Here is a 23,451-nt window from a genome sequence, read left to right as displayed (position 1 = left end):
CACTGTTTACGTGAAGGAACGACTCCGGATGCACGCAATGAAATGGAATATCGGCTTGCCGGCGTGTGTGCTTGCCGCGCTGCTGCTGCTCGCCTCCATGCCCGCCGGGGCGGGCGTGGTCATGAATGCGACACGCTATGTCTATCAGGCCGGCGAGAGGGAGATCGCCGTCAAACTGACCAACAAGGGTACGCTGCCCGTGCTTGCCCAGGCATGGATCGACGACGGTGACGCGCGGTCCACGCCCGAGCACGTCGACGTGCCGTTCAACCTGACTCCGCCTATCTCGCGCGTCGAGTCGGGCAAATCGCAAACTCTCCGCATCTCGTTCACCGAAGGGACGGTGCCGGACGATCGTGAATCGCAGTTCTGGCTCAACGTCCTCGAAGTGCCACCCAAGGCCGAGAGCACCGGTGACGCCAATACGATCCAGCTCGCTTTCCGTTACCGCCTCAAATTGTTTTATCGCCCCAAAGGCCTGAAGGGCTCGGCCGCCGCGGCCGCGGAGAACCTGTCGTGGGGCTTGTCGCGCGACGGGATATTGTCGGTCACCAACCACAGTGACTATCACGTCAGCCTCAACGAGCTTCGCCTCGTTTCCGGGAGCGAGACCATGGAGGCGGAGCCCTTGTCGATCGCTCCGCACGCATCGCTCTCGCCGCCGCTGCCGAAGCCGCTGAAAGCGGCTCGTGTCGACGTGCGTTACCAGAGCATCAACGACTATGGCGGCTTCGTGCCGCACAGCACGACGATCGACGCACGATGATCACCGCTGTCCGTCGCCCACGGCTGCCCCGGCGGCCGCTTGCTGTCGCCTTCGCGCTGGCCGGTTGCGCCTCGGCGGACGCGGCCGCCCTCGATCCGGGTGCGCCGCAAGCCGCGTTCAATCCCGACTTCATCCACTCCACCGGTGGTGCGATCGACCTGTCCCGCTTCGAGCGGGGCAATGTGACGCTGCCCGGCGTCTATCAGCCTCACATCCTGCTCAACGGCGAGCCGGTGCCCGGCACCTACGACATCGTCTTCCGTGAGATCGCGGGGAGCGAGAGCGCCAGACCGTGCTTCGACCGGCCGACGCTTCTGCGTCTCGGGCTCGATACGGAAAAACTCGAAGCGCGCCGTGTCGGCGACATACCCGCACACGATGCGACCTGCGGAACGCTGGACACGATCGTGCCGGGCGCGACGGTCGACTTCGACGAATCCGAACAGATCCTGCGCGTGACCTTGCCGCAGGCCTTTCTCGCCTCACGGCCGCTTGGCTATGTCGCGCCCGAACTCTGGGACGCCGGCGAAAACGCCGCGATGCTCAACTACAACGCCAACACCTATCGGATACGCACGCAGGGGCGGCAGTCGACGGCCAGCTACGTCGGCGTGAATGCGGGCGTCAATCTCGGTGGCTGGCGTATCCGGCACAACGGGGGCCTGGCGGTATCCGCCGGCCGACGCCAATGGCGCAACACGCTGGTGCATGCGCAACACGACCTCACCGATCTGCGCGCCCAGCTCACCGTCGGCGAGACCTATACCGCGGGTGACATTCTCGACAGCGTGCGTATCCGCGGGCTTGGCATCGCCAGCGATCAGCGCATGCTGCCCGCGTCGCAGCGCGGCTACGCGCCGGTCATTCGCGGCGTAGCCGAGGGCAATGCGCAGGTCACCGTTCGCCAGAACGGCTACGTCATCCACAGCAGCACGGTGGCACCCGGTCCGTTCGAGATCGACGACCTCTACCCCACGGGCTACGGCAGCGACCTCGAAGTGACCGTGACCGAAGCGGATGGCCGCACGAAGACGTCGCTGGTGCCCTATACGGCCGTACCCCAGATGCTGCGCGAGGGCACATCGCGCTTTGCCTTCTGGGCGGGGCAGGTGGACGAGGCGTCCGTCCCGGAGACACCGTTCATCGCCCAGGCGACGATGCAGTACGGCGCGACCGTCAACAGCACGCTGTACGCGGGAGGTACGTTGTCGAACAGTTACGCCGCCGGCCTGATCGGCGCGGCGATGAATCTTCCCTTCGGCGCCGTGGCGCTGGATGTGACCGGCTCGCGCGCCGCGTCGCGTTCCGGCCGCGTACATCGCGGGCTGAGCACGCGGCTGCGCTACAGCCGCACGCTGCCCGCGACGGGTACGAGCTTCGGTGTCGCCGCGTATCGATTCTCCACCCGCGACTATCTGGGTGTGACGGACGCGGCCCGCCTGCGCTCGCGTCTCCGACGTGGCATCACGGGCGACCCCGTGGGCGGTGAGCGCAGCCGCTTCGACGCCAACCTCGGCCAGACCGTGGGAACGGGGCGGCTCTCCCTCACCGGCTCCGTCGTCGACTACTGGGGGAGTCGGTCTCGGGGGCTCGATTACACCCTGGGATATGCGGGCTCGTTGCGCTCGGCTTTCTACAACGTGTCATTGCAACGCTCCCGTGTCGGCAGCGCACTGGGCGGCGTTTTCAGCGGCCGCCCGCGCGGTGGCACGGACACCGTGCTCTACGTGTCGTTCAACGTGCCGCTGGGCCGTGCGGCGGCGGCACCGAACGTCGGGCTGTCGTACAACCGGAGCAACGCAGGCTATGGCGCGCTGACGGCGAACATCAACGGCAGGGTCGCCGGCGACGACGACCTGACCTATGCGCTGGCGGCGAGCCGTATCGAATCGCCCCGGCGGGCCGCGCGCAACACCGGTTCGGCCAACCTTGCCTATCGTGGCTACGCCGGTGTCTACCGCGCGGGCGTCAGTCGCTCCGGCGCTGGCTCGAGCCAGTATGCGCTGGGCGCGACGGGCGCCGTGCTGGCCCACCGCGACGGCATCACGTTCACCCAGGAACTGGGCGAAACCAATGCCATCGTTCACGCGCCGGGAGCCGCGGGCGCCCGCATCGAGAGCCACAGCGGCGTACGTCTCGATCGCCACGGCAACGCGGTGGTCCGGGGGCTGCAACCGTACCAGCTGAATCACGTCGCGATCGACCCGCGCGGGGCGTCGCACGACGTTCATCTGCACAGCACGAGTGAGGCGGTGGCGCCACGCGCGGGAGCGATCGCGCGGCTCGACTACGAGACCGAGCAGGCGAAGGCGGTGCTCATCCACGCCACCCAGCCCGGGGGCGCCCCATTGCCCTTTGGTGCGTCCGTCTTCGACGAAGGCGGAAAGGCGGTGGGCGTCGTGGGTCAGGGCAGCAAGATCTTCACGCGCGGTGCGCCGGCAGGAGCACGCCTGCGCGTCAGCTGGCCAGGCGGCGGCTGCCGTATCGCCTTGCCATCGTCGCTCGAAAGCCTGCCCTTGCACGGCCTGCATCGTGCGGTGAGATCGCCCTGCGAAGAGGAGGCAGAGATCGCAAGCCGCGATAACGCGTCCTGACGAAACGAACCGAGGTACGGGCAGGGAACGCGCCCGAGACAGAACCGCGTCGCGGTGCGACCACGAGGGTCGCCCCGACGCCACCAGCGACACCATCACCATGGAACAGGGACATGCCGGCGGTCACTCCGCCGTGTTGCGCGAACGGGCGCGCGAAAAACTGATGCGGGACCTCGGCGACTCCTTTCTCAGCGCCTTCGCCGACCCGAAGACCATTGAAATCATGCTCAACGCCGATCACCGCCTGTGGCAGGAGCGCCTCGGTGAGGGCATGCGTTGTATCGGCACGATGCGCCCCAGTCAGTCGGAGGCGATCATCAAGACCACGGCCGGGTATTACGGTAAGGAGATCACGCGCGCACAGCCGGTGCTGGAGTCCGAATTCCCGCTGGACGGTTCGCGCTTCGCCGCGCAATTGCCGCCTATCGTGGCGGCTCCGACCTTCGCACTGCGCAAGAAGGCGGTGTCGATCTTCAGTCTGGCGCAGTACGTTGCCGACGGCGCGATGTCAGCGGCGCACCGCGAGGTGCTGCTCGACGCCATCCGCCTGCACCGGAACATCCTCGTCATCGGCGGCACCGGTTCGGGCAAGACGACGCTGATCAACGCCATCATCCGCGAGATGGTCGAACTCGATAAGCGCGAGCGCGTCTTCATCATCGAGGACACCGGCGAGATCCAGTGCGCCGCCGAGAACTTCGTGCAGTACCGCACCTCGTACGAAGTCGGCATGACCCAGTTGCTTCGCACCTCGTTACGCATGCGCCCGGATCGCATCCTGGTCGGCGAGGTGCGTGGGCCGGAGGCGCTCGATCTGCTGATGGCGTGGAACACCGGCCACGAAGGCGGCGCCGCCACGCTGCACGCCAACGATGCGCGAGCCGGGCTGTCGCGGCTGGCGATGCTCATCAGCATGCATCGGGATGCACCACGCCCGATCGAGCCGCTGATCGGCGAATCGGTCCATTTGCTCGTTCACATCACGCGTACCCCGAGCGGCCGTCGCGTCCAGGAAATCGTTGCCGTGGATGGCTACGAGGATGGGCGTTATGTGCTGCGTCATCTCTAACTCGAATATGGAGGAAACAATGTCGAATGAAGTCCGGTCACCTATGCGCGGCAAGTTGTACGCAATCGTCGCGATATCGCTCGCAATGTGTCTCTACGCGATACCTTGCTTCGCCGCTGGCGAAACGGATGTGCTTCCGTACGAGAAAGGTATGGAGGTCTTCTATGATTCGATGACCGGTCCGGTGCCGTTCGTGATCTCTCTGGTCGGCATCATCGGTTGCGGAGCCATGCTTATATTCGGAGGCGAGATCAGTGGCTTCCTTCGGACGATGGTCTTCATCATTCTGGTAGTGGCGGTCATCGTCCAGGCGGGCTCGGTCGTCACGATGCTGGGCGGCAAGTGGGCAACCAAAGCGCAGGGCGTAGGGCGGGTTGGTCCGTACCAAAGAGGCGTCGACGTAGTCGTGGGAACTTACCTCCGCGAAACGGTGGCGTAATGGCGATCCGCACCGTCCCGATTCGTCGCGCAGGAAACCGTGACAACCTGGTGCTGGGAGGAGACCGCGAACTGGTCATGTTCAGCGGGCTTACCGCCGCTGCACTCATTTTTTCAGCGCAGGAGATGAAAGCGGGCGTCTTCGGTACGTTGTTGTGGTTCGGGGCCTTGTACGCCTTCCGCCTGATGGCCAAAGCCGACCCGAAGATGCGCAAGGTCTACCTGCGGCAACGCCGCTATCGGGAGTACTACCCCCCGCGTTCGACGCCGTTCCGTACGAACGGACCGGCCGAGGAGGCGCAGTACCGATGATGGTGTGGATCATCGCGGGGATGGCGATCGTGGTCGCCATCCTCGTCACCCTGCTGTTGCTGCGCATCCGGCGTCTGGACGCGGAGCCCAGGCTCAACCATTACCGCCCGCACGGGCAGGCCGTGTCGGACCTGCTCAACTACGCGGCCGTGGTCGACGATGGTGTCATCGTGTGCAAGAACGGTGCGCTCATGGCGGCCTGGGTCTTCACGGGCGACGACGCGGCCAGCAGCACCGACGAGCAGCGTGAAACGGTTTCCATGCGGGTCAATCAGGCCTTGTCGCGTCTGGGTAACGGCTGGATGTTGCACGTGGACGCCGTCCGGCGCCCCGCGCAGGACTATGCGGACGCCGGCCGTTCGGCGTTCCCGGACCCGGTATCCGCCGCCATCGACGAAGAACGGCGGCGTCTGTTCCGCGGTCTGGGAACGACGTACGAGGGCTATCTGGTGATGACCCTCACCTGGTTCCCGCCGCAGGTGGCCCAGCGAAAGTTCGTCGAGATGATGTTCGACGACGACACCGAAGTAGCGGGAAAGGCGGAGCGTACCTATAGCCTCATCGCCGACTTCCAGCGGGAGTGCCGCAGCTTCGAGAGCCGCCTGTCCGGCGTCTTCCGCATGGATCGGCTCAAGGGCAACCGGCATACCACCGAGGAAGGGCGGGAGGAAGTCCATGACGACTTCCTGCGCTGGCTGCAGTACTGCGTGACAGGCCTCGATCATCCGATCGCGCTGCCGGCCAATCCGGTCTACGTGGACGCGCTGGTCGGCGGTCAGGAAATCTGGGCGGGCGTGGCGCCGCGTATCGGCCGGCGGTTCGTGCAGGTGGTGGCGATCGAGGGATTTCCGCTGGAGTCCTATCCCGGGATCCTGGCCTCGCTGGCCGAACTGCCGAGTGCCTACCGCTGGTCCAACCGCTTCATATTCATGGACCCGCACGAAGCCCTTCGCGAAATGGAGAAGTTCCGCAAGAAGTGGCGACAGAAGGTGCGTGGCTTCTTCGACCAGATCTTTCAGACCAGCACCGGCTCCGTGAACTACGACGCGCTGTCGATGATGCACGACGCCGAGGCGGCGATCGCGGAGATCAACAGCGGGCTCGTCGCGCAGGGTTACTACACCAGCGTGGTCGTCGTGTCCGACGACGACCGGTCCAGACTGGAGCGCTCGGTGCGCCAGGTCGAGAAGGCGATCAATGCGCGCGGTTTCGCGGCGCGCGTCGAGACCGTCAACACGATGGATGCCCTACTCGGCAGCATGCCGGGACACGGCGTGGAGAACGTGCGCCGGCCGCAGATCAATACGCTGAACCTCGCCGACCTGTTGCCGTCGTCCACGATATGGACGGGGCAGGCGGAAGCCCCGTGCCCGATGTACCCACCCTCGTCGCCGCCGCTGATGCAATGCGTGACGCAGGGGGCGACGCCGTTTCGCCTCAATCTGCATGTCAACGATCTGGGCCATACCTTTCTGTTCGGCCCGACGGGTTCGGGTAAGTCGACTCACCTCGGCCTGATCGCGGCACAGCTGCGCCGTTATCGCGGCATGTCGCTCTACTGCTTCGACAAGGGCCTGTCACTGTATCCACTGGCCAGGGCATGCGGCGGGCTGCACTTCGATGTGGGCGGTGACGACGAGACGCTGGCCTTCTGTCCCCTGCAGTTCCTGACGACCAAGTCGGACCGGGCGTGGGCCATGGAGTGGATCGACAGCATGCTGGCCTTGAACGGCGTTCAGACCACGCCGGCACAGAGAAACGAGATCGGTAACGCGCTCACCGCCATGCACCGCTCGGGTGCGACCACTCTGTCGGAGTTCGTGCTGATGATTCAGGACGAAGCCATTCGTGAAGCCCTGAGGATATATACGGCGGACGGCGCCATGGGGCACCTGCTCGATGCCGCCCAGGACGGCCTCCGCCTGTCCGATTTCGCGGTGTTCGAGATCGAGGACCTGCTGAACCTCGGCGACAAGTTCGTGCTGCCGGTGCTGCTTTATCTGTTCCGGCGCATCGAGACATCGCTGACCGGGCAGCCCGCGGCGATCATTCTCGACGAGGCATGGCTGATGCTTGGGCATCCGGTATTCCGGGCCAAGATCCGCGAGTGGCTCAAGGTGCTGCGCAAGTCCAACTGCATCGTGATCATGGCGACGCAAAGCCTGTCCGATGCCGCGAACTCCGGAATCCTCGACGTCATCGTCGAATCGACGGCGACCAGAATCTTCCTGCCCAATCCCTTCGCCCGGGACGATGACGCGACGGCACTCTACCGGCGCATGGGTCTGAACACCCGGCAGATCGAGATCCTCGCGACCGCCGTACAGAAGCGGCATTACTACTACATGTCGGACAAGGGGCGTCGCCTCTACGACCTCGCGCTCGGTCCGCTCGCGCTGGCCTTCATCGGCCACACCGATCGTGAATCCATCGCGACCATCCGCACGCTGGAAAGTCGTCACGGCGATGCCTGGGTGCACCCGTGGCTGGAGCTCAAAGGTCTGCGTCTCGAGGACTACGGAGTCATCTCATGAAACAGGGAAAAAGAGTGGGGAACCTCCGTCCCACCACGGCGACAGGGCTTGCCCATCCGTATCTCAACGCGCGTCGTACCTGGAATTCCCACGTCGGCAGCCTGATCGCGTCGCGCACGCTGTGGCAGGCGGTGGCGCTGATCAGTCTGCTGATCGTCCTCGCCGCCGTCGGCGGGGTGGTCTATATCGGCAGCCAGTCGAAATTCGTGCCGTACGTGATCGAAGTGAACAAGCTGGGCGAAGCGATGTCCGTGGCGCCCGCCGACAAGGCCGCGAAGATCGATCAGCGCGTGATTCGCGCCTCGGTCGCGGAGTTCATCGTCAACGCGCGCACAGTGACGCCGGATATCGCGATGCAGCGCCGTGCCATTTTCAAGGTGTATGCGCTGATGAATGCAGGAAGCGCGTCGACGCGGAAAATGACGGCGTGGCTCAACGGCAATCCGGAAACCAACCCGTTCAAGCGAGCGGAAAAGCAGACCGTGAACGTCGAGATCGTCTCCGCGATCCCCCAGACCGCGACGACCTGGCAGGTGGACTGGATCGAAACGCAGCGCTCACGCAGGGGCGAGGTACAGGGCAAGCCGTATCGCATGCGTGCGCTGCTCAACGTCGAGACGCGGCCGATCGCAAGCGATATCAACGAGGAGCAACTGCGCCTCAATCCGCTGGGTATTTATATCTCGGACTACTCCTGGTCCAAGCAGTTCTGACGGGCACGACATGAAAACAGCAGCTACCCTCGCCTCGCTGGCGTGGCTCGTACCGAGCCTTGCCATGGCCACCACCGAGACGGATCTCGCCAACCAGTTCTTTTCCGCGGACAACCCGAAGCTGACCGCGCAGGAGAAGGCCGGGCTCGACATCTCCCGAAAGTGGATCGCTAGCACGTCCGCCTCCGTCAAGCCGGTGGCGGGACCCGACGGGAGCGTACGCTTTCTGTTCGGCCAGTCGCAGCCGAGCATCGTGTGCGCGGTCATGCAGGTCTGCGACGTCGAACTCGAGCCGGGCGAGCAGGTGAGCTCGGTGAACCTCGGCGACGCGGTACGCTGGCTGGTCGAGCCTGCGCTGTCGGGCGCAGGCGCGACCTCCGTCCAGCATCTGGTGATCAAACCGCTCGACGTCGGGCTGGAGACATCGCTCATGGTGACGACCGACCGGCGCACGTATCACCTGCGTCTGCGCTCGCACCGTACGGAATACATGCCACGTGTGGCCTTCTCCTACCCGGCTTCCGTGGACGCCAAATGGGCGGCGATGAAACGCCAGGCCGCGGCCACGCAGGCCGTGAAGCCAGCGGTCGGGGAAAAGAAGGAATACCTGGGCGACCTGGACTTCGGCTACCGGGTCAGTGGCAATGCGCCGTTCAAGCCCGCGCGCGTCTACAACGACGGCGTGAAGACGATCATCGAGATGCCTTCGACGTTCTCGCAAGGGGAGGCGCCCACGCTCCTTGTCGTGCGCGAGAGCGGCAGCCTGTTCCGGAAGGATGAAGAGGTGATGGTCAATTACCGCCTGCAGGACGGGCGTTACATCGTCGATACGCTGTTCAAGAAGGCCGTTCTGGTGGCGGGCGTCGGCATGGCGCAACGCAAGATCGTCATCGAGCGGCGTGGGTGAGCCAGCGGATGGAGACTCCCATGCCCGAACCCGGTGATGCGGACGGCGAGGCTTCGTCACCGCCGGCCGCGTCCGGTAAGCCTGCGGGCGTCCGGCGCGTGAATAACGTACCGCTGCTGATCATCGGCGGCGTCATGGTCGTGTTCGTCATCCTCGTCACCCTGGTCGCGGCCCAGCGCGGGCAGAAGAAGGAGGAGGATCCTCCGCCCGCGGCGGGTGCGCTTCCCGAGAACAGCCAGCTGCTCGAGCAGATGCTGGCGGGTGGAGCGACGGGCGGACTGGTGCCGGGCGCCGACGAGCAAACCGTGTCGTTTCCCGTCGCGCGTGTCGCGGACCCGGATGCACCGCCGGTGCCTGACCGGAGCGCCGGCAACGGCGTGGCCGACGACGCGATGGCCAAGGAGCGCATGAAACTGTTCCAGAGCGCCATGCATGCACGTACCGGCCTGACCAAACCCGCGGCACCCGAGGTCGCGCCGGTCAAGGAAAACGAAGCCGACAAGGCGCGTGAGGCGGAAGCGCAGGAAGCCCGCGAGCGGGATACGCGCATTCCGGTACATGCGGAGGGCGACTACAGCGCGTTCGACGGGTCCAGCGCGCGCGGGGCCGGTGCGGATCGCTGGCTGCTCGACTCGGGTATGGAAGCGCCGCGTACGGCATTCGAACTGCGTGCCGGATCGGTCATTCCGGCGACGATGATCTCGGGTATCAACTCCGAACTTCCGGGCCAGATCATTGCCCAGGTCAGTCAGGACGTCTTCGACACGCCCACCGGCCGCCATCGTCTGGTGCCGCAGGGGTCGCGCCTGGTCGGACGCTACAACCATAAAGTCATCGAGGGTCAGTCGCGGGTGCTGGTGGCCTGGCAGCGAATCGTGTTCCCGGACGGCAAGGCGTTGGATATCGGTGCGATGGAAGGTGTCGACTCGGCGGGATACGCCGGCTTCAGCGACAAGGTGGACCGCCACTACGCACGCATGTTCGCCTCCGCCATCCTCATGTCGGGCATCGCGACAGGGCTCACATCGTCGAGTATCAGGCCCGGGGATGACCCGTTCGGTTCCTCCAGCGCCGTGATGATGCGGGAGAGCCTGGCCCGCCAGGTAGGTGAGGTGGCTTCGAAGATGATCGACAAGAACATGAGTTACGCGCCGGAGCTGAAGATCCGGCCGGGCTACCGGTTCAACGTGATGGCGGTGAAGGACCTGACCTTCAGGCAGGCGTACAAACCGTTCGATTACTGAGCGTCAACCCAACCCAAAGGAGAGGAAGTCCAATGAGAGGACACAGAAAGCTTGCGATCGCCGTCGTCATGGTTGCGGCGGCGGGATGCACAGGTACCGCCTCGGCCGGCGTGCCGGTCATCGATGTGGCGAACCTTGTGATGAATGCCATGCAGAGCCTTCAGCTCAAGAAGATTCAGAAGACGTTGACGAGGAACGACAGCGGAACGATCAATTACTACACGAACAACATCGATAAATCGACGACGAAGATCGACGAGTCGACACATAACATCGATAACTCGACCGCGATTACGTCGAACAACTCGATCATCAACACCGAGATCGATGCGGATCTGGACTTCACCCTGATCATAAACAAGGGTGGAAACGGGGAGATCATTCCCGTACCCCGGCCGATACAAGAACTTTTGAAGGAAATTCACGAGCACGGAAAAAGCGATGCTTACGCGGCCCATTTCGGCGATGCGGCCAGTTATTACGGGCGGTCGGGCGACAAAGAGGCGGTGGACGCCGGCTTCGAAGGATCGCGTGCGCGCAAGGCGGCCAACAACGCGCTGGTGAAGAGCCTCGATCTGGAGCAGGACCGCATTGCGGACGATGCGCAAGCGCTCAAGGATCTTGCAGGCATGAATAAAGAAGTCAAAGGCCACGCCCGCCAGCTTCAGGTCGCCAACGCCATCGCCGGTTCACAGGCCAACCAGATGCTCGAGATCCGTTCGATGATGCTGGCCTCGGAATCCGCGCGCGCGGCCGAATCCCAGGCTGCCGCCGACAAGGAGGCTCGCGCCATCGCCACGGGCAAACATCTGCGCGAAGGCCTCGACAAGGCGGCGAGCGCGGCGAGCCGTCCGCTTCCCATGCTCTGACCACGACGCGGCGCCATGGCGCCGCTCACCCCTCGATCCTTCAGGTACATCATGTCGTCTCCGCGCCGCATTCCCGTCCTTCTGGGTGTTCTTATCCTGTTCGCATCCGCCGTGGCCGTTGGCCAGGACATCGAGCCGGGCAAGCTGGTCACGTCCGCGGAGGGCGCGATCGCGAAGGCCTTCGACATAACGCAGGTCCTCGACGCCGCGAAGACGCTGTTCTGGTCGCTCGCGGTGATGAGCCTGGTCTGGACCATGGGGATGCTCATCCTCCGGCAGGATCTCGGCGAAGTGCTGATCGAACTCATCCGCTTCATGATCGTGACCGGCACGTTCTACTGGTTGCTCATCAACGCCAGTGACGGGGAGGGTGGCGGCGGATTTATCGCCGACATCGTCGACTCCTTCTTCGAGATGGAGAACGACCTTGGGCGCGTTACGTTCGGGCGCCATGCCGACGGCTTCGTCGCGCGTGGGCTGGCGACTTACTTCAGCACTCTCGACGCTACCCGGACCGGCAGCGACCCCGACCAGATTCTCGCAGGCGGAATCGCGGTCCTGATTCTCGTCCTGCTCACCATCGTCGGCGCGCAGTTCCTGGTGGCGCTGATCATGGCATGGCTGCTTGGCTACGCGGGCATCTTCCTCCTTGGGTTCGGCGGGGCGCGGTGGACCTCGCAACTTGCCGTGAGCTATTACAAACATGCATTGGCTGTCGGCATCACCGTTCTGGTGCTCGGCCTGCTCGGCGCAGGTGGTCACCGCATCATCGACCGGATCTCGACAGTCAGCATGAATTCCGCGGATCCGCAGTTCTTTTTCCTCGGGATGATGCTCGCCGTATCGGTCCTGGTGCTCGTGCTTTCCGTCCGCATCCCGCAGTTCTTCTACACGATGGTGACCGGTTCTCAGCTCGGTGTGCTCGCGGGTTCCGCGAGCGTGATCGGCAGCGCGATCGCCACCGGCGGCGGCGCGGCCATCGCGGCGGCGACCGGACGGATGCCTGGCGCCGGTCCGGATGGCGGTATGGGCGTCACAGCGGGCGCCCGCACCGGGTCCGTGATGGACGCGGTGCACCGCTCGGCCGCGTCCGGCAGCAGTATGGGCGATCCCTTCCATGTCGCTCCGGGGTCCGATCCGTTTGGCGTGTCCCGCGGTGCGGACGCGATGCGTCGCGGTGGCAGCGTCTTCGGTTCGGCCGGTGCAGCACGCCCGGGGACGGATGTGGCGGAACGTGGCGAAGGGTACCCGCCGTGATCGATACGCTGCCCGACATCCCGCCGCAACGGCAGGAGATGGTCGCGTGCTCGCTCGCCGCTTCGCTGGCGTACGACGTTCCGACCAATCTGCTTCTCGCCGTTGCCGAGAAAGAAGCCGGCAAACCCGGGCAATGGGTCCGCAATGAGAACGGCACCTACGATGTCGGCTCATTGCAGTTCAATACCGCCTACCTGCGCGAGCTGTCGCGCTTCGGCATTTCGGCGCGCGACGTCGCCGCACCGGGATGCTATCCCTACCTCCTGGCGGCCTGGCGTATCCGCGCACATCTTCGCAACGATGCGGGCGACCTGTGGACGCGCGCGGCGAACTACCACTCCCGGACCCCGCGTCACAACGCACGTTATCGCGCGGACCTTATCCACCGCGCCGGCCGCTGGTCCGCCTGGCTGGACACGCACTTTCCAACCCACGACGCCGTCGTGAATTCCCTACCTTAAGGAACGAGGCCTGATGAACTACCGAACGATGCACCGCGCCCTCGGCGTGTTGCCGATGCTTGTGCTCGCCGCGCCCGCGATAGCGGCGGAGAATGGCTGCTACTGGTCGGCCGATGGCAATTATCAGCTTGGGCAGACGGCGCAGATCACCGTATGGAACGACATGCCACCGGGGCAGCAGGTGCGCGACGAGAAGGCGCATGGCGATGGCAACATCCTGGCCACATGCATGCGCGGGCAGGCCACCTTCGAGGGCGACTATACCGTGGCACGCGACGACGGCATGGTGACGCTTACGGTCGACGGACAGCCGTCGGGCTTCGGCATCGAGGTGTATATCGAAGAGCGGGACGGGAGTGACCGTCGGTATTTCCCACACCGCTATCAGCGGACCTTCCGCCTCGGTGAGCCGGTTCGCAGCAACGATGCGGACATCGGGTATCGCGTCGTGCGCACGACAGGCCCGGTGCGCTTCGGTCGCGTCGATTCCCGGACCATCGCTCAGCAGTGGACGTATCAACCCGACGGTGCCAGAACCAGGGCCTTTCGCCACCTGAAAATCTACGAGCTCTATTTCGTGCGCCCCACCTGCAGCATCAGCGGCGACACGCTCAACCAGACGGTCGACGTGGGCCGCTATCACGTAGGCAACTTCGCTACCCCGGAGCGAGCCACACCCTGGGTGCCGTTCTATTTCAGGGTGGAGTCCTGCGCGGAGCCGGTCGGGATGATCGCCAGTTTCACCTTCGGTAAGGCGACGGACGCCGATCCTGTACTGGATGAGCTCTTCTCCCTGACCGGCCCGAAGAACGTCGGTCTCGAAATCGCCAGCGACGATACGAAGACGACGCTCCGGCCCGGCGTGCCGTTCCTGGTCAACGCCGTGGGCACCGGCCGCTCTTATCAGTTCAATGCGCGTCTGCGTGAAACCCAGCCGACGGTGCGCGGCGGTGAGTTCCGGCGCCCCCTGCTGGTGCAGGTCGAGTTCTTCTGAGGGCCGCGTGACACCCCGGTCCCGCCGCTCCCGTTCGGCGTTAGAATCGGGGACCTCGCACGTACGAATTCGCCGATATGCGCAATCCGCTCCAGGAACAGCTTCTCAAGGCCGGCCTCGTCAAGAAGGACAAGGTCGCCAAGGTCGCCCGTGAACAGGCCAAGGCCCGTCAGGGCAAGGCTCCCGCGCCGGATGCGGCCGATCAGGTCGACGTCCGCCGCCTCCAGGCTGAGCGGGCCGAGCGCGACCGGGCTCTGGCCGCCGAACGCAATGCCGAGGCCCGGGCAAAGGAGATCCGCGCCCAGGTCCGGCAGATCATCGAGACCACGAAGGTCAAGCGCGAGGGCGACATCGCCTATCGCTTCAACGACGGCGACAAGATCGCCAGCATCTTCGTCAGCGAGTGGCTGCGCAACCAGCTGGCCTCGGGGGCGCTGGTCATCGCCCGTGCCGGCGACGGCTACGAGCTGATTCCCCGTCTGCCCGCGGACAAGATCCACGCCCGCGCGACCGACATGATCGTGCTCGACCATGGCCGCAAGGAGGGCGATCCGCTGCCGACCAGCGACGATGACGACGACTACTACAAGCAGTTCGTCGTGCCGGACGACCTCATCTGGTAAGGCGGTCGGCGCATGACCGTTCTCGTTACCGGTAGCGCGGGACACCTCGGCGAAGCCCTGGTGCGACGCTTGCGAGCGGAGGGTCGCGAGGTACGCGGCCTCGACATCAAACGTTCGCCCTTCACCGACATCGTAGGCTCTATCGCCGATGAGACGTTCGTGCGTGACGCCATGTCGGGCGTGACCGCTGTGATCCACGGCGCGACCCTGCATAAACCGCACGTCGTCACGCATTCAAAACGACAGTTCGTCGATACCAACGTCGCGGGCACCCTCGCCTTGCTCGAAGCTGCCGTATTGCATGGTGTGAGCTCGTTCGTCTTCACCAGCACGACGAGTGCTTTCGGCGCGGCGTTGTCGCCGGCGCCCGGCGAGCCCGCCGCCTGGATCGATGAGGGCGTCGTGCCGGTACCGAAAAACATCTACGGCACGACGAAGATCGCCGCGGAGGACCTTTGCGAACTCGTCGCACGCAAGGATGGCCTGCCGGTAATCGTGCTGCGCACCTCGCGTTTTTTCCCGGAGGATGACGACAGCGCACAGGTGCGCGATGCGTTCGATACCGCGAATATGCAGGCGAACGAGTTGTCGTACCGGCGCGCGGATATCGAGGATGTCGTTGGCGCGCACGTGCTCGCTGTCGAGCGCGCACCCGCGCTGCGCTTCGGTCGCTACATCGTTTCGGCGACCACGCCGTTTTCCCGGGACGACGTGGACGCGTTACGCCACGACGCGCCCTCGGTGGTGCGTCGCCTCTATCCTGACGTGGATGCGCTGTACGCCGCGCGTGACTGGCGCTTGCTGCCGTCGCTGGATCGCGTTTACGACAGCGCGCGGGCGACGCGTGATCTGGGTTGGACGCCGAAACGCGATTTCGCGTTCGTGCTGACGTGCCTGCGCGAGGGTGTCGACTTCCGCAGCGACATGGCACGGGCTATCGGGAAGAAGGGTTACCACGATGCGGCGTTCGGGGACGAACCGTATCCTGTGATCGGTTGAAGGCCGCGCCGTCTTGCAAGCCACCGGTGGGCGCTGACTCCTGGCAGCGATCCGCGCTTCGGCGCGGCACCCTTACCTCAGCCCCATGACTTTCCGCTCATGGCGCAACAACCACTCCTTGCGCCACAGCCCGCCGCCATACCCGGTCAGCGATCCATCGGCGCCGATCACCCGGTGACACGGAATCACGATCGCCAGCTGATTCGCTCCATTGGCACGCGCCACGGCACGCACCGCGGTGTGTCTTCCCGCTGAGGCGGCGATCTCCGAATAGCTCCGCGTCGTCCCCGGCGGGATCGCGATCAGTTCATCCCACACCGCTTTGGTAAACACCGAGCCATGCAGGGCCAGCGGCGTCTCGAACACCAGCCGCGTGCCCGCGAAATAGTCGCGCAGGTCGCGCTCGATCCGGTCGATCACCGGCGTGCGCCCGAATCCGATCGACGAGCGGGTGGACTCGCGCAACTTCTTCAGCTCGGTCGGCAGCGCCGTCCGGTCGAAGAATTCCAGCAGATGCAGGGCGTGCGAGTCGGCCACGGCCAGCATCGTGCCGATGGGCGACTCGATCCAGTCGGCCCTGAGCAGTTCACGCCCGCGAAGCGCCACCGGCACGTCGCCGAGCAGGCGTACGATCGCCTCCCGGAACCCGCTGCCCGATGCGTACCCGGCCGACTGCTGAGCCTCGATGACGGTGGCTCCGCCAGCCAGCTTGTCCATCCCTTGTCCTGCCCGGCGAAGACGGGCCATGTCCAGGAAGGTCAGGCCGAGGTGGCGCTTGAAGCTGCGTCGCACGGTTGAGGGGTCGTAGCCGAGTGCGGTGAGGTCGTCCTCGGACCAGATCCGCTCGGGGTCGTCCTCCAGCCGCTTGAGCAGGGCCGAGACCATCGGTTCGCGCTGGCCCACGGGATCGAGGGGGCGACAACGCAGGCACGGCCGGAAGCCGGCTTCGAAACAGCCGGCGATCGAATCGTAGAAGCGGGTGTTCTCGAGCAGCGGTTTGCGGGCCGGGCAGGTCAGCCGGCAGAACACGCCGGTGCTGGTGACGCCGACGAACACATGGCCGTCGTAAGCCGGGTCCCGGTCGAGTAACGCTCTGTATAAGGTGTCGTGGTCGGGCAGGTCGAAAAGCATGCCGCATAGCGTAAGGCATGCTGGCAGCGTCGAAGCACGCGAATCGGGCGGCTATTTTCCGAAGGTCCCGACTGCCTTGTCGATGACCGGGGAGCGATGCGGCCGCTCCCCGGTCATCGCGTCAGGCCTTGTTGCGGTCGGTTTCCAGCGCTCGGTTGATGCGCAGGGCCAACAGGGTGCAGGCGGCGCCGGAGAGCAGATAGATGCTGACCGCGCCGAGCCCGAACCGCATCGACAGACCCAGCGCCACCAGCGGGGCGAACGCAGCGCCGAACAACCAGGCGAAGTCGGAGGTCAGCGCCGCGCCGGTATAGCGGAAGCGCTTTGCGAAGTTCGCGGTCACGGTACCGGCCGCCTGGCCGTAAGACAGGCCGAGCAGGGCGAAGCCGATCAGCAGGAAGGCATCCTGCGCCACCTTGCCGCCGCCCAGAAGCCACGGGGAGGCGATGGCGAACAGGCCGATCAGCACCGCCATGGTGCCCAGCGTGTTGCGACGCCCGAACTTGTCGGCCAGCACACCGGAGGCCACGGTGGCCAGGATCGCCACGAAGGCGCCGACGATCTGCACGATCAGGACGTTATTGATGTCCTGCGAGCGGTTCAGCGAGATCCACGACAGCGGGAAGATCGTCACGATGTGGAACAGCGCGTAGCTGGCCAGGGCGGCGAAGGCGCCGATGAACAGGTTGTAGCCCTGAGCGTGGAACATCTCGATGATGCCGATCGGCTCCAGCTGGCCTTCTTCGAGCAACTGCGTGTACTCCTCGGTCACCACCAGACGCAGACGGGCGAACAGGGCCACCACGTTAATGGCGAAGGCCACGAAGAACGGGTAGCGCCAGCCCCAGCCGAGGAAGTCTTCACGGGACAGCTGGGTATTGAGGAAGAGGAACAGCGACCCGGCGATCAGGAAGCCCATCGGGGCGCCCAGCTGGCCCAGCATCGCGTACCAGCCCCGCTTTTCCTTAGGGGCGTTGAGCGAAAGCAGGGAGGGCAGGCCATCCCAGGAGCCGCCGAGCGCAATGCCCTGCAAGAAGCGCAGCAGGGACAGGATCACGATGACCTGATAGCCGCCGGTCGTATTGGCGGGGAGGAAGGCGATGCAGACCGTGGAGGTGCCCAGCAGGAACAGGGCGGCCGTCAGCTTGGTGCCGCGGCTCCAGGTCCGCTGGATCGCCATGAACAGGGTGGTGCCGATCGGGCGGGCGATGAAGGCGAACGAGAAGATCGTAAAAGCCAGCAGGATCCCGTCCAGCGGACTGAGGAACGGGAAGAAGACCGACGGGAACACCAGCACGGACGCGATGCCGTATGTGAAGAAGTCGAAGTACTCCGAGGCGCGGCCGATGACGACACCGACGGCGATCTCGCCGGGGGCGACCGGGGCGTGGCTGGTCTGGTGCTGGCGGCGGACGTCCTGTTCGACGCCTGCAATCCCTTGATGCGCTTGCGAAATGGTCGTCATCGTACCCGGCCCGGCTGGAGAGTTGGGTACAGCATAGCGAAGCTTGAGGTCAATGGCTCGTAGACCATGGGACAATGTGTCCTATGGCCTTGCCCACCCGTTCAGCGTAAATTTTACTGTCCCCACGGTTGCCTCCATCATGCGAATGTCCTTGAAGATGTTGCGCGGATTGCTGATCCCCGCCCTTGCCCTGTTGCTTTCGGGCTGCGATGCCGTGCTGTTCAGCCCTTCGGGCGACATCGCGAGGCAGCAGCGCGACCTGATCATGATCTCCGTGGTGCTGATGCTCATCATCATCATCCCCGTGATCGTGATGACCTTCCTTTTCGCCTGGAAATACAGCGAGAAGAACAAGAATCACAAGGGCTACGACCCGGACTGGAACCACTCGACGGTCCTCGAGCTGCTGATCTGGTCGGCTCCCCTGCTGATCATCATCGCGCTGGGCGCCATCACCTGGACCAGCACGCACAAGCTCGATCCCTATCGTCCGCTCGACCAGATCGATGCCACCCGCCCCGTCGCCCCCGGCACCAGGCCGCTGGTGGTCGAGGTCGTGGCGCTGGACTGGAAGTGGCTGTTCCTCTACCCGGAACAGGGCATCGCCACGGTCAACGAGATGGCGGCCCCGGTCGATCGCCCCATCGAGTTTCACATCACGGCCTCGTCCGTCATGAACGCGTTCTTCGTCCCGTCGATGGCCGGCATGATCTATGCCATGCCCGGCATGGAGACGAAGCTGCACGCGGTGATGAACAAAACCGGCGATTTCGAAGGCATTTCGGCCAATTACAGCGGCGCCGGCTTCTCGGACATGCGCTTCACCTTCCATAGCCTGTCCGATGAGGGCTTCGACAGCTGGGTCGCCAAGGCAAAGGCCAGTGGCGACACGCTCAGCCGCGAGGATTACCTCAAGCTCGAGCAGCCCAGCGAGAAGGACCCGGTGCACTTCTACGGTACCGTGGCACCCAACCTCTACAACGCCATCCTCAACCGCTGCGTCGAGTCGAACCGCATGTGCCAGAGCGACATGATGGCGATCGACAAGCAGGGTGGGCAGGGTGTCGTGGGTACCTACAACGTGACCTCGCTCGACGCCGCGACCCGCGCCCGGGTAGGTCTGGCCGATGCCGGCCCGCGCTATGTCGGTGCCTACTGCCTCGGCGCCGGCGTGGCCGGCCAGCCGATGACCCCTGCCGGACGTCCGCTGTAACAGCGGCCGCCTGATTTCGATTCAAGCCTTAGCGAGTCCGGTAATGAACATGCCCGATCTAGCCAAACTGATCTTCGGACGCCTCACTCTCGATGCGATTCCGTACCACGAGCCCATCCTGATCGCCACCTTCGCGGGCGTGGCCCTCGGTGGCATCGTGGTGCTCGGTCTGATCACCAAGTACAAGCTGTGGGGCTATCTCTGGAAAGAGTGGTTCACCAGCATCGATCACAAGAAGATCGGCATCATGTACATGGTGCTCGGCATCATCATGCTGCTCCGCGGCTTCGCGGACGCGCTGATGATGCGCATGCAGCAGGCCATCGCTTTCGGCGACAACCCCGGCTTCCTGCCCCCTCATCACTACGACCAGATCTTCACCGCCCACGGCGTGATCATGATCTTCTTCGTGGCGATGCCGCTGGTCACGGGTCTGATGAACTACGTGGTGCCGCTGCAGATCGGCGCGCGCGACGTGGCTTTCCCGTTCCTCAACAACTTCAGCTTCTGGATGACGGTCGCTGGCGGCCTGCTGGTCATGGCCTCGCTGTTCGTCGGTGAGTTCGCCCGTACCGGCTGGCTGGCCTACCCGCCTCTGTCCGGCCTCGCGGCCAGTCCCGATGTCGGTGTCGACTACTACATATGGTCGCTGCAGGTGGCCGGTGTCGGCACCACGCTGTCCGGTATCAACCTGATCGCCACCATCGTCAAGATGCGAGCGCCGGGCATGACCATGATGAAGATGCCCGTCTTCACCTGGACCTCGCTGTGCACCAACGTGCTGATCGTCGCCGCCTTCCCGGTGCTGACGGCGGTGCTGGTGCTGCTCGCGCTCGACCGCTACGCCGGTACCAACTTCTTCACGACGGACTTCGGCGGCAACGCCATGATGTACGTCAACCTGATCTGGATCTGGGGTCACCCCGAGGTCTACATTCTGGTGCTGCCGGTGTTCGGCGTGTTCTCGGAAATCGTTTCGACGTTCAGCCGCAAGCGCCTGTTCGGTTACGCCTCGATGGTCTACGCCACCGTGGTCATCACCGTGCTGTCGTACCTGGTCTGGCTGCACCACTTCTTCACCATGGGTTCCGGCGCGAGCGTCAACTCGTTCTTCGGCATCACCACGATGATCATCTCGATCCCGACGGGTGCGAAGATCTTCAACTGGCTGTTCACGATGTACCGTGGCCGCATTCAGTTCGACGTGCCGATGCTCTGGACGATGGGCTTCATGGTCACTTTCGTGATCGGCGGTATGACCGGCGTCATGCTCGCCGTGCCCCCGGCCGACTTCCTGCTGCACAACTCGCTCTTCCTGATCGCGCATTTCCATAACGTGATCATCGGCGGCGTGGTGTTCGGTGTGTTCGCCGCCATCAACTACTGGTTCCCGAAGGCCTTCGGCTTCCGCCTCGACCCGTTCTGGGGCAAGTGCTCGTTCTGGTTCTGGCTGACCGGCTTCTACTTCGCGTTCATGCCGCTGTACGTGCTGGGCTTCATGGGCGTCACCCGCCGCATGAACCACTTCGAAGATCCGTCGCTGGCCATCTGGTTCCGTATCGCCGCCTTCGGCGCGGTGCTGGTCGCTCTGGGCATCGCCTCGTTCCTGATCCAGATCTTCGTCAGCATCCGCAACCGTGAGAAGCTGCGCGACGTCACCGGCGATCCGTGGCACGGCCGTACCCTGGAGTGGTCGACCTCGTCGCCGCCGCCGGACTACAACTTCGCGTTCACCCCGATCATCCATGACTCGGATGCCTGGTGGGACATGAAGGAGCGCGGTCACGAGCGTCGCCTCGGTGGCTACCTGCCGATCCACATGCCGAAGAACACGGCAGCGGGCGTCGTCATCGCGGGCTTCGCCTTCGTGGTCGGCTTCGCCATGATCTGGCACATGTTCCTCATCGCCGGCCTGGCCTTCGTCGGCCTGCTGGTGAGCGCCATCACGCACACCTTCAACTACAAGCGCGACTACTACATCCCCGCCGACGAAGTGGCTCGTACCGAAGCCATCCGCACGGAAGAGCTTGCCGCCCATGTCTGATAATCACGCTTCGCCCGCCGTCGTCGCGGATGGCCAGAAACTCGAGTTCTGGATGAAGGAAGATCACCACCCGGCCAACGGAACGTTGCTCGGGTTCTGGATCTACCTGATGAGCGATTGCCTCATCTTCGCCTGCCTGTTCGCCGTCTACGGCGTGCTGGGTCGCAGCTACGCCGGTGGCCCCTCGGGTGCCGACCTGTTCGAGCTGCCGCTGGTCGCCGTCAACACCACGATGCTGCTGCTGTCTTCCATCACTTACGGCTTCGCCGTGCTGGAGATGCAGAAGAATCGCAAGGGCACGATGATGGCGTGGCTGGTCGTGACCGGTCTGTTCGGTCTGGCCTTCCTCGGCATCGAAATGTGGGAGTTCGCCCACCTGATCCACGAAGGTGCCGGTCCGCAGCGCAGCGCGTTCCTGTCCTCGTTCTTCACCCTGGTCGGCACCCACGGCCTGCACGTGACCTTCGGCTGCATCTGGCTGGTCACGCTGCTGTTCCAGGTGGGTCGCTTCGGTCTGACCGCCGCCAACAAGCGTCGCATCATGTGCCTGTCGATGTTCTGGCACTTTCTCGACGTGGTCTGGATCGGCGTCTTCACCTTCGTTTACCTGATGGGAGTGCTGCCGTGAGCGCGCACATCGAATCGCACGATCACCACCACGACGATCACCACGATCACGACGACGGTGCCAGTCACAGCACGCTGAAGGGATACATGACGGGGTTCTTCCTCGCCGTGTTCCTCACCGCGATCCCGTTCTGGCTCGTGATGGGCAAGGTCATCCCGAACTCACAGACGCTTGCGATCGTGGTGCTCTTCTTCGCCGCCATCCAGATCGTGGTCCACATGATCTACTTCCTGCACATGAACACGAAGTCGGAGGGTGGCTGGAACATGCTGGCCCTGATCTTCACCCTGGTGCTGGTGGTCATCACGCTCACGGGTTCCATCTGGGTCATGTTCCACATGAACGCCAACATGATGCCGGGCATGTCGCATGACATGACCGAGCAACAGGTCAAGAACCTGCCTTGAGCACCAACGTTCCAAACGAAGCCACGACGCCGCGCTCTCCGCGCGGCGTCTTCGTTCTGGCCTTGCTGGCGGTGCTCGGCACGGTGCTGTTCGTCGCTTTCGTCGCCCTGGGCACCTGGCAGGTGCACCGCCGCGCGTGGAAACACGACCTGATCGCCCGCGTCGACCAGCGCGTGCATGCGGAGCCGGTCACCGCGCCGGGCCGTGGGCAGTGGCCCGTGGTCAGCGCCGCCAACGACGAGTACCGTCGGGTCAGGCTCACCGGCACGTTCCTGCAGGACAAGAGCGTGCGTGTGCGTGCCAGCACGGAGCTGGGCATGGGTTCGTGGCTGATGACCCCGCTGCGTACACGTTCGGGCGACACGGTCATCGTCAACCGCGGCTTCGTGTCCACGACATGGTGCGGCGGCAAGGCCACCTGTACCCCCGGCCCCGCCGGTGAAACCACGATCTCCGGCCTGTTGCGGATCAGCGAACCCAAGGGTGCGTTCCTGCAGGACAACGACCCCGCGGGCGATCGCTGGTATTCCCGTGACGTGGCGGCAATCGCCGCGGCCAAGGGTCTCGACGACACCGCGCCCTATTTCGTCGACGCGGATGCGGCTTCCTCGCCCGGTCGCGGTGACGGCGACGAAGGTCCGGTCGGCGGCCTCACCGTCATCGCTTTCCCCGACAACCATCTGTCCTACGCGGTCACGTGGTTCGGTCTGGCCCTGATGACCCTGCTGGGCGCCTGGATCGTCTGGAAGGACCAGCGCAGGAAGCGCCGCACACCCTGAGGGC

Annotated in this window: 21 protein-coding genes and 1 pseudogene; 20 read left to right on the top strand and 2 right to left on the bottom strand. The window is 64.5% G+C overall.

Going from position 1 to position 23,451, the window contains the following annotated elements; translation table 11 throughout:
• Window positions 1-37: 37 nt before the first annotated feature.
• The 15 genes and pseudogenes from J2X57_RS07545 (at window position 38) to J2X57_RS07475 (ending at window position 15,780) form a co-directional block, all read left to right on the top strand.
• On the top strand, window positions 38-766 hold the full coding sequence (locus J2X57_RS07545) for a fimbria/pilus periplasmic chaperone (RefSeq protein ID WP_309865399.1): 729 nt from the start codon (window positions 38-40) through the stop codon (window positions 764-766).
• On the top strand, window positions 763-3,360 hold the full coding sequence (locus tag J2X57_RS07540; protein WP_309865396.1) for a fimbria/pilus outer membrane usher protein: 2,598 nt from the start codon (window positions 763-765) through the stop codon (window positions 3,358-3,360). The genes J2X57_RS07545 and J2X57_RS07540 overlap by 4 nt, the downstream gene beginning before the upstream one ends.
• Before the next feature lie 100 nt (window positions 3,361-3,460).
• Entirely contained in the window at window positions 3,461-4,429 is a 969-nt protein-coding gene (gene trbB, locus J2X57_RS07535; RefSeq protein ID WP_043696558.1) for a P-type conjugative transfer ATPase TrbB, read from the top strand.
• A 19-nt stretch (window positions 4,430-4,448) separates the two neighbouring features.
• The gene (locus J2X57_RS07530) at window positions 4,449-4,868 is read left to right on the top strand and encodes a TrbC/VirB2 family protein (RefSeq protein ID WP_309865392.1); all 420 of its coding nucleotides are present in this window, start codon (window positions 4,449-4,451) and stop codon (window positions 4,866-4,868) included.
• On the top strand, window positions 4,868-5,179 hold the full coding sequence (locus J2X57_RS07525; RefSeq protein WP_043696555.1) for a conjugal transfer protein TrbD: 312 nt from the start codon (window positions 4,868-4,870) through the stop codon (window positions 5,177-5,179). The genes J2X57_RS07530 and J2X57_RS07525 overlap by 1 nt, the downstream gene beginning before the upstream one ends.
• Window positions 5,176-7,713: a VirB4 family type IV secretion/conjugal transfer ATPase gene (locus J2X57_RS07520; RefSeq protein ID WP_309865388.1), complete on the top strand. Its 2,538-nt coding sequence runs from the start codon at window positions 5,176-5,178 to the stop codon at window positions 7,711-7,713. The genes J2X57_RS07525 and J2X57_RS07520 overlap by 4 nt, the downstream gene beginning before the upstream one ends.
• Window positions 7,710-8,426: a VirB8/TrbF family protein gene (locus J2X57_RS07515; RefSeq protein ID WP_309865386.1), complete on the top strand. Its 717-nt coding sequence runs from the start codon at window positions 7,710-7,712 to the stop codon at window positions 8,424-8,426. Before J2X57_RS07520 ends, J2X57_RS07515 begins: the two co-directional genes overlap by 4 nt.
• 10 nt (window positions 8,427-8,436) lie before the next feature.
• Window positions 8,437-9,333: a P-type conjugative transfer protein TrbG gene (trbG, locus tag J2X57_RS07510; protein ID WP_309865383.1), complete on the top strand. Its 897-nt coding sequence runs from the start codon at window positions 8,437-8,439 to the stop codon at window positions 9,331-9,333.
• 20 nt (window positions 9,334-9,353) lie between these two features.
• Complete coding sequence (locus J2X57_RS07505) at window positions 9,354-10,577, top strand: TrbI/VirB10 family protein (RefSeq protein WP_309865380.1); 1,224 nt, start codon at window positions 9,354-9,356, stop codon at window positions 10,575-10,577.
• A 32-nt stretch (window positions 10,578-10,609) separates the two neighbouring features.
• The gene (locus tag J2X57_RS07500) at window positions 10,610-11,446 is read left to right on the top strand and encodes a hypothetical protein (RefSeq protein ID WP_043696545.1); all 837 of its coding nucleotides are present in this window, start codon (window positions 10,610-10,612) and stop codon (window positions 11,444-11,446) included.
• Between the two features lie 51 nt (window positions 11,447-11,497).
• A complete protein-coding gene (trbL, locus tag J2X57_RS07495; RefSeq protein WP_309865377.1) occupies window positions 11,498-12,703 on the top strand; it encodes a P-type conjugative transfer protein TrbL in 1,206 nt (401 codons plus the stop codon).
• Between the two features lie 8 nt (window positions 12,704-12,711).
• Window positions 12,712-13,143 (top strand): annotated as a pseudogene (locus J2X57_RS07490) (hypothetical protein); the annotation flags it as partial.
• A gap of 34 nt (window positions 13,144-13,177) precedes the next feature.
• The gene (locus tag J2X57_RS07485; RefSeq protein WP_309865373.1) at window positions 13,178-14,158 is read left to right on the top strand and encodes a fimbrial protein; all 981 of its coding nucleotides are present in this window, start codon (window positions 13,178-13,180) and stop codon (window positions 14,156-14,158) included.
• Between the two features lie 77 nt (window positions 14,159-14,235).
• On the top strand, window positions 14,236-14,781 hold the full coding sequence (locus J2X57_RS07480) for a DUF2058 domain-containing protein (RefSeq protein WP_043696536.1): 546 nt from the start codon (window positions 14,236-14,238) through the stop codon (window positions 14,779-14,781).
• A 12-nt stretch (window positions 14,782-14,793) separates the two neighbouring features.
• Window positions 14,794-15,780: an NAD(P)-dependent oxidoreductase gene (locus J2X57_RS07475; RefSeq protein WP_309865369.1), complete on the top strand. Its 987-nt coding sequence runs from the start codon at window positions 14,794-14,796 to the stop codon at window positions 15,778-15,780.
• Window positions 15,781-15,852: 72 nt separating this feature from the next.
• On the opposite strand, the gene J2X57_RS07470 is transcribed toward J2X57_RS07475, so the two are convergent.
• Window positions 15,853-16,911, bottom strand: a complete 1,059-nt coding sequence (locus J2X57_RS07470; protein WP_308846710.1) for a trifunctional transcriptional activator/DNA repair protein Ada/methylated-DNA--[protein]-cysteine S-methyltransferase — start codon at window positions 16,909-16,911, stop codon at window positions 15,853-15,855.
• A gap of 121 nt (window positions 16,912-17,032) precedes the next feature.
• A complete protein-coding gene (locus J2X57_RS07465) occupies window positions 17,033-18,376 on the bottom strand; it encodes an MFS transporter (protein WP_036109345.1) in 1,344 nt (447 codons plus the stop codon).
• Between the two features lie 139 nt (window positions 18,377-18,515).
• Between J2X57_RS07465 and cyoA the strand changes: the two genes are divergently transcribed.
• The 5 genes from cyoA to J2X57_RS07440 all read left to right on the top strand — a co-directional run bounded on the left by cyoA (window position 18,516) and on the right by J2X57_RS07440 (window position 23,447).
• A complete protein-coding gene (gene cyoA / locus J2X57_RS07460) occupies window positions 18,516-19,589 on the top strand; it encodes a ubiquinol oxidase subunit II (RefSeq protein ID WP_218124548.1) in 1,074 nt (357 codons plus the stop codon).
• Window positions 19,590-19,659: 70 nt separating this feature from the next.
• Window positions 19,660-21,633 (top strand): cytochrome o ubiquinol oxidase subunit I, encoded by a 1,974-nt coding sequence (gene cyoB / locus J2X57_RS07455; RefSeq protein ID WP_197056653.1) that lies wholly within the window; start codon window positions 19,660-19,662, stop codon window positions 21,631-21,633.
• Between the two features lie 52 nt (window positions 21,634-21,685).
• On the top strand, window positions 21,686-22,261 hold the full coding sequence (gene cyoC / locus J2X57_RS07450) for a cytochrome o ubiquinol oxidase subunit III (RefSeq protein WP_214442890.1): 576 nt from the start codon (window positions 21,686-21,688) through the stop codon (window positions 22,259-22,261).
• The gene (gene cyoD, locus J2X57_RS07445) at window positions 22,258-22,668 is read left to right on the top strand and encodes a cytochrome o ubiquinol oxidase subunit IV (protein ID WP_036109351.1); all 411 of its coding nucleotides are present in this window, start codon (window positions 22,258-22,260) and stop codon (window positions 22,666-22,668) included. The genes cyoC and cyoD overlap by 4 nt, the downstream gene beginning before the upstream one ends.
• Window positions 22,665-23,447 (top strand): SURF1 family protein, encoded by a 783-nt coding sequence (locus J2X57_RS07440; protein WP_309865361.1) that lies wholly within the window; start codon window positions 22,665-22,667, stop codon window positions 23,445-23,447. Before cyoD ends, J2X57_RS07440 begins: the two co-directional genes overlap by 4 nt.
• Window positions 23,448-23,451 lie beyond the last annotated feature (4 nt).

Origin of the sequence: Luteibacter sp. 1214, assembly GCF_031455395.1 — a bacterium.
GTDB classification, from domain to species: domain Bacteria; phylum Pseudomonadota; class Gammaproteobacteria; order Xanthomonadales; family Rhodanobacteraceae; genus Luteibacter; species Luteibacter mycovicinus.
This window is presented reverse-complemented; position numbering and strand designations above follow the sequence as displayed.

Coding starts and splice junctions, on each gene's coding strand:
- J2X57_RS07545 (WP_309865399.1), top strand. CDS start 38: ATGAAATGGAATATCGGCTTGCCGGCGTGTGTGCTTGCCGCGCTGCTG.
- J2X57_RS07540 (WP_309865396.1), top strand. CDS start 763: ATGATCACCGCTGTCCGTCGCCCACGGCTGCCCCGGCGGCCGCTTGCT.
- trbB (WP_043696558.1), top strand. CDS start 3,461: ATGGAACAGGGACATGCCGGCGGTCACTCCGCCGTGTTGCGCGAACGG.
- J2X57_RS07530 (WP_309865392.1), top strand. CDS start 4,449: ATGTCGAATGAAGTCCGGTCACCTATGCGCGGCAAGTTGTACGCAATC.
- J2X57_RS07525 (WP_043696555.1), top strand. CDS start 4,868: ATGGCGATCCGCACCGTCCCGATTCGTCGCGCAGGAAACCGTGACAAC.
- J2X57_RS07520 (WP_309865388.1), top strand. CDS start 5,176: ATGATGGTGTGGATCATCGCGGGGATGGCGATCGTGGTCGCCATCCTC.
- J2X57_RS07515 (WP_309865386.1), top strand. CDS start 7,710: ATGAAACAGGGAAAAAGAGTGGGGAACCTCCGTCCCACCACGGCGACA.
- trbG (WP_309865383.1), top strand. CDS start 8,437: ATGAAAACAGCAGCTACCCTCGCCTCGCTGGCGTGGCTCGTACCGAGC.
- J2X57_RS07505 (WP_309865380.1), top strand. CDS start 9,354: ATGCCCGAACCCGGTGATGCGGACGGCGAGGCTTCGTCACCGCCGGCC.
- J2X57_RS07500 (WP_043696545.1), top strand. CDS start 10,610: ATGAGAGGACACAGAAAGCTTGCGATCGCCGTCGTCATGGTTGCGGCG.
- trbL (WP_309865377.1), top strand. CDS start 11,498: ATGTCGTCTCCGCGCCGCATTCCCGTCCTTCTGGGTGTTCTTATCCTG.
- J2X57_RS07485 (WP_309865373.1), top strand. CDS start 13,178: ATGAACTACCGAACGATGCACCGCGCCCTCGGCGTGTTGCCGATGCTT.
- J2X57_RS07480 (WP_043696536.1), top strand. CDS start 14,236: ATGCGCAATCCGCTCCAGGAACAGCTTCTCAAGGCCGGCCTCGTCAAG.
- J2X57_RS07475 (WP_309865369.1), top strand. CDS start 14,794: ATGACCGTTCTCGTTACCGGTAGCGCGGGACACCTCGGCGAAGCCCTG.
- J2X57_RS07470 (WP_308846710.1), bottom strand. CDS start 16,911: ATGCTTTTCGACCTGCCCGACCACGACACCTTATACAGAGCGTTACTC.
- J2X57_RS07465 (WP_036109345.1), bottom strand. CDS start 18,376: ATGACGACCATTTCGCAAGCGCATCAAGGGATTGCAGGCGTCGAACAG.
- cyoA (WP_218124548.1), top strand. CDS start 18,516: ATGCGAATGTCCTTGAAGATGTTGCGCGGATTGCTGATCCCCGCCCTT.
- cyoC (WP_214442890.1), top strand. CDS start 21,686: ATGAAGGAAGATCACCACCCGGCCAACGGAACGTTGCTCGGGTTCTGG.